The following is an 18,106-nucleotide window of genomic DNA, read 5'->3' on the forward strand; positions in this document are numbered from 1 at the left end:
GCCCGCAGAGCCCGCAGCAGAGCCCGCACGGACGCAGAGTCCCACACAACAAAACCACACTGACCCACACAGCCTGCGCGCACTTTGGCGGGCAGCGGCGGGGGTTCGCTTTTAGGGGCGCGGGGAACGGCGCAGTCTTTTGAGGGGCGCGGGGAGCGGGCGGGGTTCGCTTTTAGGGGCGCGGGGAACGGCGCAGTCTTTTGAGGGGCGCGGGGAGCGGGCGGGGTTCGCTTTTAGGGGCGCGGGGAACTGCGCAATCTTTTGAGGGGCGCGGGGAACGGCGCGACCAGCCACAACGGACCCGCACCCGAAAACGCACCGCAGCCCACCCCCAGCCCCACCCGCCCAGCCGCACGCAGTGCTACACGCGTCGCAGAACCGCGACCAACTCATCGACAAGACCCCGATCACGCGCCTGAGTCAGCCGCACCCGCGCCGCGGCCGGAGCAAGCCACAGAACCCGATCCACCTCACTGTTGGGCACAAAAGAACCGCCCGCCACCTCCGCAGCCCAGTAACTCACCTGCTTAGGACGGCCGTTGGCCAGGTAATACACCGTCGCCAGCCCAGGCCCGGGCACACACCGATGACCGGTCTCCTCCTCGACCTCACGGACCGCCCCGGCAAGCGCATCCTCGCCCCGCTTCAGCTTGCCCTTCGGATGCGACCAGTCGTCGTACTTCGGCCGGTGGACCAGACAGACCGTCAACTCGCCGTCGACCGGCGAGCGGCGCCACAGGACGCAGCCCGCCGCGAGTACCGGATCGGTGTCCGCCGTGTTCATCGGGCGCACCGGGACTCCTCTCACACATAGGTGTCGGTGGGGCCGGTCAGGGGGTACCGACCGGTTCCCTCAGCCAGGCCCGCTGGAAGGCGAACCTGGCCGCCTCCACCTCGTGCCGCTGGTCCGCGTGGAGCACCCCGAGCGCGTACGCCGTCGCCGGGGCGATCCGCGGGGTACGGGCCGCCGACGCGGCGGCCGCCGCGGCCTCCGCCGCGTCGCGGTGCAGGTCCAGGGCCTGGCCGGTGTTCAGCAGGCGTACGTCCACGAGGACCTCGTCGCCGAACACCACCTCGCGCGCGTAACGGTGCAGGCGCAGCAGAAGGCGTACCTGGTGCCAGGGGGCGTCCTGGGGCTGCGGGGCCGTGTCGGCGGAGAGGCCGTGGACGAGGGCCTCCGAGTTGTAGGGGTGGCCCGCGGTGACCAGGGGCAGCCCGGTCACGGCGTCGCAGAGCCGTTCCTCCGCGGCGGCGGCCAGCGGCCCCAGAGCCGTACCGGACGAGGACGAGGACGCGGACGAGGCGATGGAGGCGGATGCGGAGGTGGAGGCGGATGCCGAGGCGGCCGCACTCAGCGGGACCTCGCTGGCCAGCACGGCGACGTTGTCGGCGACGGCGTGGAAGCGGGAGGAGCCCAGGGCCTGGAGCGCGGCCGAGTGGGCGCGCGTCCGCGCGAGGGTCAGCTGGCGCTCCAGGAGAGCGCCCGCCTTGGCCGCGCCGACCGTCAGCTGGCCCTTCTCCGACCGTGCCGCGGAGGAGGCGACGGCGGTCTGCGCCGGAAACACTCTCGAACCCGCTCCCACTCCCGCTCCCACTCCTGCTCCTGTCCCCGCTCCCGCCCCCGCCGTCGAGCCCGACAGCCGGTGCAGCGCCGCGAGCAGTCGCTCAAGACGGGCCCCGTACGCGTGCTCACGGGCCAGGGTGCCCGACAGCCAGGCCAGTTCGGGACGCATGCCCTCCGACCAGCCCTCGTCGAGCAGGGGCCGGAACGTGTGCAGGGTGCCGCTGATGCGGCGGGCCGAGCGGCGCAGAGAGCGCGCCGCGTCCACGGCCTCCTTCGAGCCGTTCACCGCCGCGGCGCCGCCGGTCTCGCGGTGCTGGCGCAGTGCGCGGAGGAACTCCGTGGCCTGGGCCCGGAGATAGTCCGCCAGTGCGTCCCCGGCCAGGGGTCCGGCAGTCGGATCAAGGTGTTGCTGTGCCACGCCGGCGCCTCCGGGCGTCTATGAGCATCTCCTGGACGTTGCGCAGGGGCTGGCCGTCGGCGTCGGTCGCGTGCCGGGTCCACTCGCCGTCGGGGCCGAGGTGCCAGGAGGAAGTGGTGTCGGACATGCCGGTCTCGAACAGGCGGGTGATGGCCGACCGGTGGCCCGGATCGGTGATCCTGACCAGTGCCTCGATCCGGCGGTCGAGGTTGCGGTGCATCATGTCCGCGCTGCCTATCCACACCTCGGGCTCGCCTCCGTTGCCGAAGCCGAAGACCCGGGAGTGTTCGAGGAAGCGGCCCAGGACGGACCGTACGCGGATGTTCTCGGACAGGCCCGCGACCCCCGGCCGCACCGCGCAGATCCCGCGCACCCACACGTCGACGGGCACGCCCGCCTGGGAGGCACGGTAGAGCGAGTCGATGAGTGCCTCGTCCACCATCGAGTTGACCTTGATGCGGACATGGGCGGGACGTCCCGCACGGTGGTGCTGGACCTCCTTGTTGATGCGCGCTATCAGTCCGTCGCGCAGGGACTTGGGCGCGACGAGCAGACGGCGGTACGTCTCGCGGCGCGAGTAGCCGGAGAGCCGGTTGAAGAGGTCGGAGAGGTCCGCGCCGACCTGCGGGTCGGCGGTGAGGAGCCCCAGGTCCTCGTACAGCCGGGCGGTCTTCGGGTGGTAGTTGCCCGTGCCGACGTGGCTGTAGCGGCGGAGGGTCTCGCCCTCCTGGCGTACGACGAGGGACAGCTTGCAGTGGGTCTTGAGGCCGACGAGGCCGTAGACCACGTGGCAGCCCGCCTCCTCCAGCTTCTTCGCCCACTTGATGTTGGCCTGCTCGTCGAAACGGGCCTTGATCTCGACCAGGACCAGCACCTGTTTGCCGGCCTCGGCGGCCTCGATCAGCGCGTCGACGATCGGGGAGTCGCCGGAGGTGCGGTACAGCGTCTGCTTGATGGCCAGCACGTCCGGGTCCTCGGCCGCCTGCTCCAGGAACGCCTGGACGGAGGTGGAGAAGGAGTCGTACGGGTGGTGCAGGAGCACGTCCCGTTCCCTCAGGGCCGCGAAGATGTCCGGCGCCGAGGCCGACTCGACCTCCGCGAGGTCGCGGTGGGTGCCCGCGATGAACTTCGGGAACTTCAGCTCCGGCCGGTCCAGGGCGCCGATGCCGAAGAGGCCCGTGAGGTCCAGGGGGCCCGGCAGCGGGTACACCTCGGCCTCGGAGATCTTCAGCTCCCGGACCAGCAGGTCCAGTACGTACCGGTCGATGGACTCCTCGACCTCCAGGCGCACCGGCGGTCCGAAGCGGCGCCGCATGAGCTCCTTCTCCAGGGCCTGGAGCAGGTTCTCGGCGTCGTCCTCCTCGACCTCCAGGTCCTCGTTCCGGGTGACGCGGAACGCGTGGTGCTCCAGGACCTCCATGCCGGGGAAGAGCTCCTCCAGGTGGGCCGCTATGACGTCCTCGATGGGGACGTAGCGGTCCGGGGAGGCCTCCAGGAAGCGGGAGAGCAGCGGCGGGACCTTGACGCGCGCGAAGTGGCGGTGCCCGGAGACCGGGTTCCGCACGACCACGGCGAGGTTCAGTGACAGGCCCGAGATGTACGGGAAGGGGTGCGCCGGATCGACCGCGAGGGGGGTCAGGACCGGGAAGATCTGGTGGCGGAAGAGCGTGAAGAGGCGGGCCTGCTCCTTCTCGGCCAGCTCGCTCCAGCGGACGAGGTGGAGGCCCTCGTCCGCGAGCTGGGGCGCCACGTCCTCCTGGTAGCAGGCGGCGTGCCGGGCCATGAGCTCCCGGGAGCGGGCCCAGATCATCTCCAGCACCTCGCGGGGCTGCAGGCCGGAGGCCGAGCGGGTGGCCACGCCGGTGGCGATGCGCCGCTTCAGGCCTGCCACCCGGACCATGAAGAACTCGTCCAGGTTGCTCGCGAAGATCGCCAGGAATTTCGCCCGTTCGAGGAGGGGCGTGTCCGGGTCCTCGGCGAGTTCGAGGACCCGCTCGTTGAACGCGAGCCAGCTGCGCTCCCGGTCGAGGAAGCGGCCCTGCGGGAGCTGGACGCCGTCCTGCACCGTGTCCTCGTACTCGTCGAGGTCGGCGTCGAGGTCGGGCTCCAGGTCGGAGACGTTCGCCGCCACGGTGTGCGGGCGGTGCGCGGCGATGGAGCCGACGGACGGCTGAGGGTGCTGTACCTGCGCCTTGGCATTGGGCTGGCTCATGAACCCATTCTTCCGTGCCGGGCCGGAAACAGGCGCGTCGGAGAGAGCGGGCGGGAGCGCGGCGACGAGGTGCGGGCTCCCGGTCCCCCTCTTTCGGGAGGGCTCGCGCTCCGGCGGAGGCGAGGGCTCGGGCGGGGCGGGGTTCATTGCCCGAGGGTCGCAAGCCAGTCTGAATCACTGGTTACGGAGACATGACGTGCGGGATATCGCAGGGAGGCTCCCGGGCGTCGACACCTCGGCGCGGCCGTCCAGGTCACTGTCACTGGGCCTGGACCTGGGCCTGGACCTGGACCTGGACCTGGGCCTGGGCCTGGACCTGTCACGGTCACGGTGGCTCGTCACGTCACGTCACCTGTGATGGTCACCCGTGCTGGTCACCTCTGAGGGTCGCCTGTCCGGGTGCGGTGCGTCCGGCAGGGGGTGTGAAAGTTTTTCGGGGTGCCGTGAACCGATCGGTGGGGCTCGTGCGATGAGGGGGTGTGAGGGAAACGAGAAGCGACGGAGATCTGCTGCGGGCCATCGCGGCGGACGGCGACCGGCACGCCTTCGAAGAGCTGTACCGGCGGTATGCGCCCTGGCTCGGGGCGAGACTGCGAGGTCGCTGTTCGGACGCGGGGACGGTCGACGACGTCGTCCAGGAGACGTTCCTCGCGGTCTGGCGGGGCAGCGCCCGGTACCGCTCGGAGGGGGACGTGGCCGGCTGGCTGTGGCGGATCGGCTCGCGGCGGCTGATCGACGCCCTGCGGGGCGACGGGGCCCGGGGCCGGATGCGGCAGGCGCTCGCGCGGCTGCGGCACCGGGAGGAGGCGTCGGCGGAGGAGCGCGTGCTCGCGGGGGTCGAGCACGGGGACCTCGCGGGCGCCCTGGTGAGGTTGTCGCCGGAGCTGCGCTCGGTCCTTCAGGCCACGGTCATAGACGGGCTGACCACCCGGGAGGCGGCCGTCCTTCTCGGTATCCCGCCGGGGACGGTCAAGACACGGGCCCTGCGGGCCCGCAAGCAGCTGCGGGAGGAGTTGGCATGAGCGACACGAACGAGGCCCGCGACGCGAGCGGAAAGTCCCGCGACGCGAGCGGTGAGATCCGCGAAAAGAGCGGCGAACCTCGCGACACGAGAGGTGCGATCCCCGACACGAGCGGTCTGACCTGGCACGTCGCGGACGACGACCTCCGGGCGTACGTGCGGGGCGAGCTGGCGTCGCCGATGCTCTGGTCGGCCGACACCCACCTCATGGCCTGCGCGCGCTGCCGGTCGGTACTCGCCGAGGTGAGCGACCCCGCCCCGCTGGACCGGGGATGGGAGCGGCTCGACGCCGAGCTGGACGCGCCACGGCCCGGATTCCTGGAGTCGCTGCTCGTCCGGGCCGGGGTGCCCGACCACACGGCGCGGCTGCTGGCGGCCACCCCCGTCCTGCGGCTGTCCTGGCTGGGCGCGGTCGTCGCCGTCCTGGCCATGACGGTGCTGGTGACCAACGTCGTGGAGGTGTCCGAGACACCGACGCTGTTCCTCGCCCTCGCCCCGCTGCTGCCCCTGGCCGGCGTCGCGCTGTCGTACGGTCCGGCGCTCGACCCGACGTACGAGATGGCCGTGGTGTCGCCGATGCACGGGTTCCGGCTGCTGATGATCCGGACCGTTCCCGTGCTGGCCATCGCCCTCGTCCTGAACGGCGTGGCGACGCTCGCGCTTCCCTCGTACGGACTGGCCGCCCTGGCCTGGCTGCTGCCCGCGCTCGCGCTCACCACGACCGGCCTTGCGCTGACCCCCCGGCTGGGCCCGGTCCTGGCCCCCGGCCTGGTGGGCGGGGTGTGGGCGGCCGTCCTGCTGGTCGCTCGGAACATGACCGACGGAACCCTCGCTCCGTACACGGCGCCGGGGCAGAGCGTGGCGGCCGTGGTCGCCGTGCTCGCCGCGGGGTTCTTCTACCTCAGCCGCGACCGCTTCGACTCGGCCTCCGCGCACACACCGTTCGCGGGCCCGCAGAACGGGGGTGCGGTCTGATGTCGCTCTTCCTGCGCAGGTGGCTCAAGCTCATCGGAGCCGCGCTGCTGATGACCGGTGTGGTCCTCCTCGGGGTGCTGCGCTTCGCCGTCGAGGTCTGCACGGCCCTCGCCGCTTCCTCCGGCAAGCGCCGTTCGTCCCCGTGGAGCTCGTCGTCCTCCTCCTCGGACGGGGGCGACTGCTGAGGGCCAGGCCCTCAGCCCCCGCACCCACTGTTCCTGCCCTGCCCCGCCCCGCCCCTGTTCCTGGCGCCGCTCCGGCAGCCGGACCGGTGCCGTACCCCGGTCGCCGCAGCCCCTGCCTCAGCGCCCTTCCACTCCCTCCTTCTACACCCCCCCTTCCACTTCACTGGAGCCACGTATGTCCGACCTTCCTTCGGCACCGACGGTGTCCGCCTCCGGGCTCACCCTCCGCTACGGCGGAACGGCCGCTCTCGACGACGTGTCGGTGCGGCTCGGCGAGGGCGTCACCGGACTGCTCGGTCCCAACGGGGCGGGAAAGACCAGCCTGCTGCGGGTCCTGGCCACCGCCGTGCCGCCGGACAAGGGGGCGTTCACGGTGCTCGGCCACGACCCGGGCACGACGGCAGGGCGGCAGGAGGTGCGGCGTGTGCTGGGCTATCTGCCGCAGACACCCGGTTTCCACCCGGACTTCTCGGCCTTCGAGTTCGTCGACTACGTGGCGATCCTCAAGGAGCTGACGGACCGCGCCGCCCGGCACCGCGAGGTGCGGCGCGTCCTGGACGCCGTCGCGCTGTCCGACGTCCGGAGCAAGCGCATCAAGAAGCTCTCCGGCGGGATGCGCCAGCGGGTCGCGCTGGCCGCCGCCCTCATCGGCGACCCCGGCTTCCTGGTCCTCGACGAGCCGACCGTCGGGCTCGACCCCGAACAGCGCATGCGCTTCAGGGAGCTGATCGCCAAGGCGGGGGAGGGGCGGACCGTTCTGCTCTCCACCCACCAGACCGAGGACGTCGCGATGCTCTGCCACCGCGTGATCGTCATGATCGCCGGCCGCGTCCGCTTCGAGGGCACCCCGGCCGAGCTGACCGCGTGCGCGGCGGGCCGGGTGTGGAGCAGCACCGAACGAGACCCGGGCGCCTGGGCCGGCTGGCGCACCGGAACGGGCTCCTTCCGCAACGTCGGCGAACCCCCCGAGGGCGCCGACCTGCTCGAACCGACCCTGGAGGACGGCTACTTGCTCACCCTCGACCAGGACTCCTCGGAGGTGGCCGCATGAGCACCGCCCTGGAGGCTCCCACCCGGACCGCCGGTCCATCGCACGCGCCACGCCCCTGGGCGGCGGTGTTCGCCCTCGCCCGCTTCGAGGCACGCGAACTGCGCATGATCGGCTCCGTCCTCGGCGTGGCGGTCCTGTACGTCGTCTGGGTCGGGTACGAGATCACGCGCCAGGGCGACTTCCCGGTGCTCCAGGACGTCGACCGGGACACGCAGCTCATGCCGCTGCTGGTCGGACTCGTCGTCATGATGGGCGTCAACCGCGCCGTCCTGCGCTCCAGGCGGCGGGGCACGGACCGCCACTTCGACGTCCTGGTCGTCGAACCCTGGCGGCGTACGGCGGCCCATGTGCTGTCCGTCGTCCCGGTGGCGCTGTTCACGGCGGTGTGCGTCGCCGTCCAGTTCGGCTGGGCGGCGTTCAGGCCGGGCGCGGTCGGCACCGGTTCACCCGCGGAACTGGCCGTCGGGCCGCTGACGGTCCTGCTGTTCGGCACGGTCGGTGTCCTGCTCGCCCGGGTGTTCCGCTCCTTCTTCGCGGCGCCGCTCGCCCTCGTCCTCCTCTTCTTCTTCGGGCAGATCTTCGTGACGGCCTCGTCCCCCGCCGACTGGACGAGCTGGCTGGGCCCCGTCGTCATCGAGCCCGGATCCACCCCGTTCCCCTCCGGCATGCTGGGCCGCCCCGCCGCCTGGCACGCCCTGTATCTCATCGGGCTCATCCTGTTCGTGGCCGCTCTGGCGGTACTGGTCAGCGGCGGACGTACGACGCTCGCCAAGGCCGCCGTCGCGGGATCGCTCGCCCTCACCCTGGTGGGCGGGGTCGGCCAGGCCGGCGGCACCCCGGCCGCGGCGCTGGCCGCCCGCGAACTGGGGTCGGCCAGCCCGGAGAAGGTCCGCTCGTGCGTCGAGCACGGCAGGTCCTCCTACTGCGCCTTCCCCGAGTGGACGAACCGCACCGAGGACTGGGCCGCCGTGGTCGACCGCGTCCAGAAGCTCGCGGGCGGCAGAGCCGATACCGAGCGGCTGACCGTGGACCAGCGACTCGACGCCCGCAACGGGCTGGAGTCCGACACCCTGATCGCCCCGTCCGCCGAGCCCGGCCATGTGTCCGTCGGCACGGAGTGGGGCGGCAACCGCGTCCCCGAGTTCGCCGTCGCCGTCGCGTCGGTGCTGGTGGTGGGCGACGAGAAGGCGGCCAGCCGGATATGCGACGCCCGGGTGGTGCCGATCATGTGGATGGCACTGCGCGGGGCGTCCGACCCGATGGGCTCACTCCGTGACGTCCGCCTCGACGACAGCGACTCGGGCCCCGCCATCGTCCTGTCGCCCACGGAGACCTTCAGCATGAACGCCGAACAGACCCGGATCGTGGCGGAGTTGCTCCGCAAGCCGCGCTACGACGTGGCCGGCAAGGTGGAGGCGAAGTGGGCCGAGCTGACCTCGCCCAGGACGTCGATCGAGCGAGTGGCGGAACTGCTGGGCGTACCGGCAGCGGCCAAGACGAAGACGGCCTCGGACGCCTCCGGCGGCGAGGACGGTGACTCGTGCGACAACGAGGACGAGGAGTGACGGTCATGACGCGCGCCCTGCTCCCACCCGTGTGGCGGGCGCTGCCCAGGCGGGCGCTCGTGGGCGCCGCCGCCGTGGGGCTGCTGCTGGCCGGCATCCCGCGGATGCAGTCAGGGCCGCCCGATCCCTTGCTCGCTCTCTACTCCCTGCGGGCCGCAGCGCTCGTCTTCGCCCTCGGCCTGGCGTTCCTGCTGGACGACCCGGCCCGGCACATCACCTCGTCGGTACCGACCCGCCGCCCGCTGCGTGTCGCCCTGCGCGTGGCGCTCGTGGCCCCGGGGGCCGCGCTCTGCTGGACGGCGGCGCTGCTCCTGGTCCCGTCCTCGGTACGTCCGCCGGCCGGCGCCCTCACCCTGGAGGCGGCCACCACAGCGGTCCTGGCCCTTACCGCGGCGGCCCTGGCGATCCGCCGCGTCCACGTCACGGAGCCGGGAGCAGCGATATCGACCGCCCTGCTCGTCACAACGGCGATCACGTTCCTCCTGCTCCCCCACGACTGGGACCTGCTGGTAACCCCCACAGACCCCCGCTGGCCCGCCACCCACACCCGCTGGACCTGGCTACTACTGGCAGCAACCCCCCTGGGAGCAAGAGCCTGCATGGAACCCCCACGAACAAGACCACGCATCCTCAGCCACTAAGGACCACGGGGCTTGGCTTTTCAGGGGCGCGGGGAACGACGCAGTGTCTTGGCTTTCTGGGGGCGCGGGGGAAACGGCGCAGCGTCTTGTGCTTTTAGGGGCGCGGGGAACGGCGCGCTCAGCCGTCACGGCCCGCACTTTCCCAGCGGCTTCAGCCTCGCTCTTCCAGGGGCGCGGGGGGAACGGCGCAGCGTCTTGTGCTTTTAGGGGCGCGGGGAACGGCGCGCTCAGCTCTCACGGCCCGCACTTTCCCAGCGGCTTCAGCCCCGCTCTTCCAGGGGCGCGGGGGGAAATGGCGCAGTGTCTTGTTGCTTTTAGGGGCGCGGGGAACGGCGCGCTCAGCCGTCACGGCCCGCACCTTCCCAGCGGCCTCAGCCCCGTTCCTCCAGGGGCGCGGGGAACTGCGCGACCAGCCACGACGCACCCGCAGTCGAATCCCGGCCCAAGCCCCGCAGGGCCCTTCAGGACTCCGTCCGATACATCAGATCCGTCTCGTACGTGACGAACCCCAGCCGCTCATAAACAGCAACCGCCGCCAGATTGTCCGCATCGACATACAACATCGCATCCGGCACCCCCACCCCCGCCAAATGCCGAAGGCCAACCGTGGTGAGGGCCTTCCCCAGCCCACCCCCCTGCGCATCGGGCCGCACCCCGACGACATACACCTCGCCGAGCCCCTCCGCCGCATGCACCTTCGTCCAGTGGAACCCGACCAGCTCCCCGCCCCGGAAGGCGAGGAAGAACCCGGCCGGATCGAACCACGGCTCCCCCTTCCGGTCGTCGAGGTCCCGCTGGGAGAGCGACCCCTGCTCGGGATGGTGAGCGAAGGCCGCGGCGTTGGCGGCGAGCCACGCCGCGTCGTCCTGACCGGGCACGAAGGTCCGTACGGAGACACCGTCGGGCAGCCTCGGCTCGGGCAGGCCGAGGTCCGCCAAGGACCGCCGCATCTGCCGCAGTTCGCGGAAGAGCGTCAGCCCGAGCACCTGCGCGAGATGCCGCGCGGCCGGATGCCCCCCGTGCGCCCACACCCGCAGCCGCTTGCCGGACTCGGCAAGGAGCGCGGTGCCCAGCGCCCGCCCGTGCCCGTGCCCGCGGTGCTCCGGGTGGACGACCAGCTCGGCGGCCGGCGCCTCGACCGGGTCGGTGTCCTCCAGCTGCGCGTACCCCACGAGCCGGCCCTCGGCGCTCAGCAGGAGATGCCGGATCCCGTCCCGCGCCTCCCCGCGCAACCGCAGCCGGCCCTGCTCGGACACCGCCTGCTGTCCGTCGGCCAGGGCGGCCGCGGCGAGGAGCGCGAGCACGGACTCGGTCCGCTCGGGGCTCAGCGCGGTGAGGACGTCGATGGAACGGGCCGTGGGGTTACCGCCCTTGCCGAGCGAGGCCGAGAGCCTGCGGGCAGCCGGTGCGGTGTCGTCGCTGGTCATGGTTACGAGGGTACGGCGGCCACGGAGTACGAGGGCGCGGCGCTCACGCAATGCCTGCCACGGCACGGTGTGTCCGTTTCATGCCGAAGTACCCCTGACGGCAACCAGCCCGTAACCCCGAACCCCCTGTCGCGCTACGCGCGTTGACTCTAGGCTGCGCCGGGACGAGGCCCACGTATCAGCCGACCCACAGGGGGGCACATGTCAGCCACACCTCAGCCGTACCGCCGCAGACGCCGCACCACCCGCCTCCTCGCGGCGGCCGCGGGCGTCGCCACCGTCGGTGTCCTGGTCGCGGCGGTGCCGCCGGCCGTGGGTGCGTCGGGCGAGTCGACGAAGAACTCCGGCCGGCAGCCCGGCCACCAGCACCAGCAGGGCCGTTACCAGGACGTCCAGCTGCTCTCCTTCAACGATCTGCACGGCAACCTGGAGCCGCCGGCCGGCTCCTCAGGCCGGGTCACCGAGATCCAGGAGGACGGCAGCACCAAGACGATCGACGCGGGCGGCGTCGAGTACCTGGCGACGCATCTGCGCCAGGCCCGCGAGGGCAACAAGTACTCCGTCACCGCGGCGGGCGGCGACATGGTCGGCGCCTCCCCGCTCATCTCGGGGCTGTTCCACGACGAGCCCACCATCGAGGCGCTGAACAAGCTCGACCTCGATGTGACGAGCGTCGGCAACCACGAGTTCGACGAGGGCGCCAAGGAACTGGGCCGCCTGCAGAACGGCGGCTGCCACCCCACGGACGGCTGTTACGTGGCGGGCGAGAAGTTCGAGGGCGCCGACTTCCCGTACCTGGCGGCGAACGTCCTCGACGAGAAGACCAAGAAGCCGATCCTCAAGCCCTACTGGGTGTGGAAGAAGAACGGCGTCAAGGTCGGCTTCATCGGGGTGACCCTGGAGGACACCCCGGGTGTCGTCTCCGCCGAGGGCGTGAAGGGCCTCAAGTTCAAGGACGAGGTCGAGACGATCAACAAGTACGCCAAGGAGCTGGAGAAGCAGGGCGTCAAGTCGGTCGTCGCGCTGATCCACGAGGGCGGGCTCCCGGCCTCGTCGGCGTACAACTACGACTGTGACTCACCCGGTGGCGGCGACGGCATCTCCGGCCCCATCGTGGACATCGCCAAGAACGTCACGCCGAAGGTCGACGCGCTGGTCACCGGCCACACCCACGCGGCGTACGCGTGCACGATCGACGACCCGTCGGGCAAGCCCCGCACGGTCACCTCGGCGGCGTCCTTCGGGCGGCTCTACACCGACACGACGCTGACGTACGACCGCCGGACCGGTGACATCGCCCGGACCGCCGTCGCCGCCGCGAACCACGTGGTGACGCGCGAGGTGCCGAAGGCCCCGGACATGACCGAGCTGATCGCCAAGTGGAACACCCTCGCGGCGCCGATCGGCGACAAGCCGATCGGGTACATCTCCGCCGACATCTCCAGCGCGGGCACCGAGTCGCCGATCGGCGACCTGATCGCGGACGCGCAGCTCGCGTACGGCAAGGAGCTGGACCCGGAGACCGACCTCGCGCTGATGAACCCGGGCGGTATCCGGGCGCCCCTCACCTACGCGGCCTCGGGCGCGGAGGGCGACGGCGTGGTGACGTACGCGGAGGGCTTCACCGTGCAGCCGTTCGCCAACACCGTGAACCTCCAGGACTTCACCGGCGCCCAGGTCGTACAGGTGCTCAAGGAGCAGGTCAGCGGTGTGAACGCGGCCTCGCCGAAGGTGCTGCAGATCTCGTCGGGCCTCACGTACACGCTGGATCTGACGAAGAGCGGCGCCGACCGTGTCGTCACCGACTCGGTCGAGCTGAACGGCGCCGCGATCGACCCGGCCGCCACCTACCGTGTCGCGACGAACAGCTTCCTCGCGGGCGGCGGAGACGGCTTCACCACCCTGGGTCAGGGCACGGGCGACCTGGTGGGCGACGACGACCTCGCGGCCCTGGAGAAGTACCTGCTGGCCAATTCGTCGGCGTCGGCCCCGCTCGCGCCGCCCGCGGCGGACCGGATCACGATCGTCCAGTAACCGCGTGACGCCTGGAACCGCGTGACCGTCCGGCTCGGCGACCGTCCGGCTCGGCGACCGTCCGGCTCGACGACCGTCTAGCCGGACGACCCGTCGTCGTCCGGCGGGCGGTGCGGCAGTCGGCCCCCATGCTCCAGATTCCGTTCTGGTGGCGTGGGGGCCGAGCCATGTGCGGGCGGGACCACGGGGGTGTGTGCCGCCGAGCCGAGGAGCGCCAGTTTGTCGGCGTCGGCGGTGCCGGGGTCGGGGTGGTAGACGACGAGCATGACGCCCTCGGTGCCGGTGACGAGGAGCTTCTCCCGGTTCAGTCGGAGCTCGCCGACCTGCGGGTGGTTGAAGGGCACGGCGACCGCGCCGCGCCGGGGCCGTACGTCGTGCCGGGCCCACAGCTGCCGGAAGAGCGGGCTGGCCAGGGACAGCTCGCCGACGAGTTCGATGTACCGCGGATCGTCGATGTCGGTGCCCACCGCCTCCCGGAAGCTGGCGACGAGGCCGGCCGCGAACGCCTCCGCGTCGGGGTGGAACAGATCCTGTTCGCCGGGGTCGAGGAACATGTCCCGCAGCCGGTTGGCACCGGTGACCAGACGCGGCGAGAGGGCCGTGGCCAGCGGATTGACGGCGAGTACGTCGAGATAGCGGCCCTCGATGAACGCGGGCAGCGGCAGCATCGCCACCAGGGCGGCCGTGCCGGCCGGGACGGTCTCCTTGCGCAGCCGGCGCCGACGGCGAGGCCTGTCCGCGGCGAGGCTGAGCAGATACGCGTGGGAGACGTCGTCGAGGCGCAGGACGCGGGCGAGGGATTCGAGGACCTGCGTCGACGGCCTGCGGTCCCGGCCGCGCTCCAGCCGCAGGTAGTAGTCGGCGCTGATCCCGGCCAGCATCGCGACCTCCTCGCGGCGCAGCCCCGGCGCCCGCCGTACGCCCACGACGGGGATGCCCGCCTCCTCGGGGGAGACGAGGTCGCGGCGGGCACGCAGGAACGCGCCCAGCAGGTTCGGCGGGTTCGGCTCGTCGCTCGTGGCCATGGCTCCACGGTAGGCCGTGAAGATCGGTGCGGAGGGGTGCCAGAGGGGGCCCTGTCGCTCCCCTGTCTGACGGGAGCCCTGGCGGGGGCGGGTGATCGGCCGGATCGTGGGTTCAGGGTTTCCTCGCCCCGCCGCCCCTGCCCCTACCCTTCCCGCCCCGTCCCTTCTGGGGGCTGCGCCCCCGGACCCCCGCATCGGAGTGCCTCCGATGACCCCCACGTCCCCCTCACCCTCACACTCCCCTTCTCCCTCCCCTTCTCCCTCCCCCTCTCCTCTCGCGCTGGTCACCGGAGCGTCGTCGGGGATCGGCAAGGCGTTCGCGGAGCGGCTGGCCAAGGACGGTTACGGCCTGATCCTCGTCGCACGGAGGCGCGAACGGCTCGAAGAGCTGGCGGCCTCCCTCCCCGCCACCGATGTGGAGGTCGTGTCCGCCGACCTGTCGACCGACGCGGGCATCGACACCGTGGCCGGGCTGTGCGCGGACCGGCCGCTGACGACGCTCGTCAACAACGCCGGTGTCGCGCACTACATGCCGTTGGCCCAGCTGCCCGCGGTGAAGGCGCGCGAACTGGTCAACGTCAAGGTGACCGCGCCGACGATGCTGACCCGCGCGGCCCTGCCCGGCATGATCGAGCGCGGTACGGGGACGGTCGTGAACATCGCCGGAATGCTGGCCTTCTCGGGACCCGCCACCCAGCAGGCGGGCCGCGCGGTCTACGCCGGAACGCTGGCCCACGCGGTCGCCATGTCGCAGACCCTCCACGCGGAACTGGCGGGGACGGGCGTGAACGCGCACGTCGTCTGCCCCGGACTCGTGGCCACCGAGTTCCACGAGGTCCAGGGCATCGACCTGTCGGCCGTCCCCCGTATGTCCCCGGAGGACGTCGTGGCCGCCGCCCTGGCCGGTATCGAACTGGGCGAGGTCGTCAGCGCCCCCGGCGTCGAGGACTACGGCCTCCTCACGACCGTGTTCGAAGCGGACCTCGCCGCGTTCGAGGGCCAGAGTCCCCAGCTCGCGTCCCGCTACCGGACCCACTGACTTCCGTGGCTCGCGGGACATGACACCGGGCGGCCGTGCTCGCGGCGGCGTCAGTAGCGGCGCCGGGGCTCCACGTCGACGACGTCGTACCCCGGGTCGTTCGAGGGCTGCCCGCCGTCGTATCCGCCGTCGTATCCGCCGTACCCCGACGGGCCGCCGCCCCCGCTGTATCCGCTGTACCCGCCGTACCCCGACGGGCCGCCGGGTCCGGCGTTGACGATGTTCACGCCGCCGGAGACGTAGGCATTACCCATCGGCGCGGGGTCCGCGTACCCCCTCTCGGGTGACGCCGACCTGCGTCCGTCATCCAGTGCGTAGGGTTCGCCGACCCACTGTGTCGGATTCCGGTCCATGTGACGGCTTTCGCTGTTGGCCGCCCGCGAGCCACCGTTGCACCCCTTGCACAGGACACGGAGATTGGTCGTGTGGTTCGCCGCCGCCCTGGCGTCCGTCAGCCTGATCCCCGTGGCCAGGCGGTAGACGTTGTCCGCGACCGGCACCGGCCAGTCGTCGATGGGATCCACACTGCGGTGCACGTAGGCGAGGATGCCCTCTTTGTGGTCGATCTCGTACCAGTTGTCCTTCTTCGCCTTTTTGGCGACCCTCTTGCTGAATACCATTTTCTGGCATTTCTGACATGCGTAGCGGTTGGCCTGTGCGCTTGAGCTGTACTCGCTGTACGTACTCGCCAGGACCGCGTCCTCGACCCCCGGCAGCCAGGTGAGTTCGTTCCGGACGCCGTTCCACAGCTGCTCGCCCTGCGGTCCGCGTGTCGGCAGTGGGGCACGCCGCGCCTGGGTCATCGGGTCATCTCGATCGCGTCTGCTGCTCGACGTACCGGCGCGGGTGCTCCCGTGCGTGCGCGGCCTCCGCCCGGCCTCGATACGGTCGCTGTCCTGCTGGGTGTGGCGCCGCTCCGACCGTCGGCTGGACAGACCGAAGACTCGCTGGACCGGCGCCGCGCCTGCCGAAGCCTCGGCGGGTGCGGCACTTGACGAGATCAGCCGCTGGAGCCCGGCCGAAGGCGCGCCGGCGTTCTCCATGGCGGCGGCCTGCCGCTCCTCGGGTGAGTGCGGGTCCGATACGCTCAGCCCGTTCCCGTTGTCGTGGCCCGAGACGGGCCCGGCCGCCTGTTGGAAGGTGTGCGCCACCTCGTGCAGCACCTTTGACCGCGTCATGGCGCCGTCGAACACCATGTGAGTGCCCGAGGTGTACGCCTCGGCCCCGACTTCCTGGGCGGACTGACGGGCCGACGCGTCGGTGTGCACCCGCAGGTGCGACAGGTCCACGCCGTAGACCGACTCCGCCTCCTTGCGCATCGGGCCGTCGAAGCGGGTGCCGGGCGTGCTGATGACATTCGTGACGGACGAGCGCTGCACCGACGGTGTGTGCCCACACCCCTGACCGCATCCCGCGCCGTGCCGGCCCTGCTGGTCCTGGTTCTTCTCCTGCTTCTTGTCCTGCTTCTTGTCCTGGGCGATCCGCTGGACGACAGCCGCGTTGCCTGCCGTCCCCTGAAGTGCCAGCGCCTGCATGGGCGTCAGGGCTCTGCCCGCCGAGAGGGCCCCCTGGCCGATGTGCGTACGGTCGGTGATCGCAGGTCGTTCCGACTGATCAGGAGCCCGGCCCCGACCGGCTTCGCGCCGCTTGCGCATACGTTGTTCGCCTCCTCACACAGACGTTTCGCCTGTGTCATTTCTGGCGCAACGATGCAGGTTCTCGGATTGCGTTCGCATCGGTGAGAGTCGCCTATTCCTCCGGGCGCCCGGAGTGTCGGCTCCTGCCAGGCCGCTCCCTGCCGTGCGGTGATCGCTTCCCCCGTCGCGTTCGGCTCGGCCTCAGGCGGTGGGGGTCCAACCGGCCAGCCAGTCCGCGACCTCCTGGCCGGTGGCCTGGGCGTCGGTCAGCTGCGGACGGTCGCTGCTCGCGGCGCCCGACCCGGGGCCGGTGTTCTTGTACTCCGCGAAACGGTCGTCCTTCCAGGAGAAGCCACCCATGTCGATCCACGGGGTCGACCTGATCGCGGCGCTCAGCGTGGTGTCGCGAACCGTGGCCTGTGGGTCGAGGGTCGCGTCGCCGCCCGCGTGCCAGTTGCGCCCGAGGTAGAAGGTCCCGGCGGACACGTCACCGTTCACGGCCGAGCGGTTGATGAGGAAGCCCTTGCGGTCGGCCGCCGTGCTGGGGGCGACGATGTAGCCCGCCGAGGAGCCGTCCCAGCGCTTCTTCAGGGTGATCACGGACTTGTCGATCACGGCGGACGCGCGGCCGAAGATGAAGTCGACGTTGCCGACGACGTAGGAGTTGCTCATGTAGACACGGCCGAGCTTCTCCTTGGCGGCGGTGTCGAGGAGCAGGGTGTCCTGGTCGCCCTCGGTGATGATGCTGTCGAGGAAGACCTGGTCGGCGGCGGTGCGCAGGGCAACCGCCTGGTGACCGCTCAGGCCCTGGTTGGCGGCCTCGTCGAAGTCGTTGGAGATCGTGAGGTTACGGGCCTGGAAGTCGTCGGCCTCCACGGCGACGGTGGCGCTGCCGCTGGTCCCGTACGTGCCGCCGCCGGGCTTCGCCGTACCGGCCGCGTTGTTGTAGACGATGACGGTGTCCTTACGGCTGCCGCCGGTGCCCCGGATGGTCACATGCGGCTTGTTCGACGGGACCTTGACCAGCTCGCGGTACGTGCCCGGCGCGAGGGAGATCACGACCCGCGAGGGGTTGTTCGCCGGCACGGCGTCCACGGCGGCCTGGACACTGGCGAACATGGCGCTGCCGTCCTCGGCGACGGTGAGGTCGGTGACGGCGCTGCTCGCGGCGGTCGCGGTGCCTGCCGTGGCCGCGGTGGAGGCGACCAGGGCCAGCGGTACGGCGAAGGCCACGGCGGTTCTCCGCCTACGGGGGTGGGCCTTGCTGCGGTTCACAGTCACGGGCGGCTTCCGTTCGTGTGGGGGGTGGGGG

At 71.5% G+C, this 18,106-nt stretch carries 15 protein-coding genes and 1 pseudogene; 9 read left to right on the forward strand and 7 right to left on the reverse strand.

The genetic code is table 11. The features are described 5' to 3' along the window. Positions 1–361: 361 nt before the first annotated feature. The 3 genes from ACLVWQ_RS10900 to ACLVWQ_RS10910 are packed head-to-tail and all read right to left on the reverse strand — an operon-like array spanning position 362 to position 4,194. Positions 362–784: an NUDIX hydrolase gene (locus ACLVWQ_RS10900; protein WP_414108471.1), complete on the reverse strand. Its 423-nt coding sequence runs from the start codon at positions 782–784 to the stop codon at positions 362–364. A 46-nt stretch (positions 785–830) separates the two neighbouring features. Then, positions 831–1,982 carry a CHAD domain-containing protein gene (locus tag ACLVWQ_RS10905; RefSeq protein WP_414108132.1) on the reverse strand — a complete coding sequence of 384 codons (1,152 nt, stop codon included), beginning with the start codon at positions 1,980–1,982 and terminating at the stop codon, positions 831–833. Then, positions 1,963–4,194, reverse strand: coding sequence for an RNA degradosome polyphosphate kinase (locus tag ACLVWQ_RS10910; protein ID WP_414108133.1), 2,232 nt, complete (start codon positions 4,192–4,194; stop codon positions 1,963–1,965). The genes ACLVWQ_RS10905 and ACLVWQ_RS10910 overlap by 20 nt, the downstream gene beginning before the upstream one ends. A gap of 196 nt (positions 4,195–4,390) precedes the next feature. Between ACLVWQ_RS10910 and ACLVWQ_RS10915 the strand changes: the two genes are divergently transcribed. The 7 genes from ACLVWQ_RS10915 to ACLVWQ_RS10945 all read left to right on the forward strand — a co-directional run bounded on the left by ACLVWQ_RS10915 (position 4,391) and on the right by ACLVWQ_RS10945 (position 9,632). Further along, complete coding sequence (locus ACLVWQ_RS10915; protein WP_414108134.1) at positions 4,391–4,552, forward strand: hypothetical protein; 162 nt, start codon at positions 4,391–4,393, stop codon at positions 4,550–4,552. Between the two features lie 121 nt (positions 4,553–4,673). Next, a complete protein-coding gene (locus ACLVWQ_RS10920; RefSeq protein WP_414108135.1) occupies positions 4,674–5,216 on the forward strand; it encodes an RNA polymerase sigma factor in 543 nt (180 codons plus the stop codon). A 116-nt stretch (positions 5,217–5,332) separates the two neighbouring features. Further along, positions 5,333–6,190 carry a zf-HC2 domain-containing protein gene (locus ACLVWQ_RS10925; protein WP_414108472.1) on the forward strand — a complete coding sequence of 286 codons (858 nt, stop codon included), beginning with the start codon at positions 5,333–5,335 and terminating at the stop codon, positions 6,188–6,190. Further along, positions 6,190–6,375: a hypothetical protein gene (locus tag ACLVWQ_RS10930; protein ID WP_414108136.1), complete on the forward strand. Its 186-nt coding sequence runs from the start codon at positions 6,190–6,192 to the stop codon at positions 6,373–6,375. The genes ACLVWQ_RS10925 and ACLVWQ_RS10930 overlap by 1 nt, the downstream gene beginning before the upstream one ends. Positions 6,376–6,550: 175 nt before the next feature. Then, the gene (locus tag ACLVWQ_RS10935; RefSeq protein ID WP_414108137.1) at positions 6,551–7,426 is read left to right on the forward strand and encodes an ABC transporter ATP-binding protein; all 876 of its coding nucleotides are present in this window, start codon (positions 6,551–6,553) and stop codon (positions 7,424–7,426) included. Next, the gene (locus ACLVWQ_RS10940) at positions 7,423–8,991 is read left to right on the forward strand and encodes an ABC transporter permease (RefSeq protein WP_414108138.1); all 1,569 of its coding nucleotides are present in this window, start codon (positions 7,423–7,425) and stop codon (positions 8,989–8,991) included. The genes ACLVWQ_RS10935 and ACLVWQ_RS10940 overlap by 4 nt, the downstream gene beginning before the upstream one ends. A 5-nt stretch (positions 8,992–8,996) precedes the next feature. After that, positions 8,997–9,632: an ABC transporter gene (locus tag ACLVWQ_RS10945; protein WP_414108139.1), complete on the forward strand. Its 636-nt coding sequence runs from the start codon at positions 8,997–8,999 to the stop codon at positions 9,630–9,632. Between the two features lie 461 nt (positions 9,633–10,093). On the opposite strand, the gene mshD is transcribed toward ACLVWQ_RS10945, so the two are convergent. After that, positions 10,094–11,059 (reverse strand): mycothiol synthase, encoded by a 966-nt coding sequence (mshD, locus tag ACLVWQ_RS10950; protein WP_414108140.1) that lies wholly within the window; start codon positions 11,057–11,059, stop codon positions 10,094–10,096. Positions 11,060–11,260: 201 nt separating this feature from the next. Between mshD and ACLVWQ_RS10955 the strand changes: the two genes are divergently transcribed. After that, a complete protein-coding gene (locus ACLVWQ_RS10955; RefSeq protein ID WP_414108141.1) occupies positions 11,261–13,093 on the forward strand; it encodes a bifunctional metallophosphatase/5'-nucleotidase in 1,833 nt (610 codons plus the stop codon). 77 nt (positions 13,094–13,170) lie between these two features. On the opposite strand, the gene ACLVWQ_RS10960 is transcribed toward ACLVWQ_RS10955, so the two are convergent. Continuing rightward, complete coding sequence (locus ACLVWQ_RS10960; protein WP_414108143.1) at positions 13,171–14,118, reverse strand: helix-turn-helix transcriptional regulator; 948 nt, start codon at positions 14,116–14,118, stop codon at positions 13,171–13,173. A gap of 208 nt (positions 14,119–14,326) precedes the next feature. Here ACLVWQ_RS10960 and ACLVWQ_RS10965 point away from each other — a divergent pair, with 208 nt between their 5' ends. Continuing rightward, positions 14,327–15,157, forward strand: coding sequence for an SDR family NAD(P)-dependent oxidoreductase (locus tag ACLVWQ_RS10965; RefSeq protein ID WP_414108144.1), 831 nt, complete (start codon positions 14,327–14,329; stop codon positions 15,155–15,157). 50 nt (positions 15,158–15,207) lie between these two features. Here the strand turns inward: ACLVWQ_RS10965 and ACLVWQ_RS10970 are convergent, their stop codons facing one another. Next, positions 15,208–16,812, reverse strand: coding sequence for a DUF4157 domain-containing protein (locus ACLVWQ_RS10970; RefSeq protein WP_414108145.1), 1,605 nt, complete (start codon positions 16,810–16,812; stop codon positions 15,208–15,210). A 183-nt stretch (positions 16,813–16,995) separates the two neighbouring features. Next, positions 16,996–17,952 (reverse strand): annotated as a pseudogene (locus tag ACLVWQ_RS10975) (pectinesterase family protein); the annotation flags it as partial. Positions 17,953–18,106: the final 154 nt, after the last annotated feature.

Source organism: Streptomyces sp. CWNU-52B (genome assembly GCF_047444975.1).
In the GTDB taxonomy this organism is placed as follows: Bacteria; Actinomycetota; Actinomycetes; order Streptomycetales; family Streptomycetaceae; genus Streptomyces.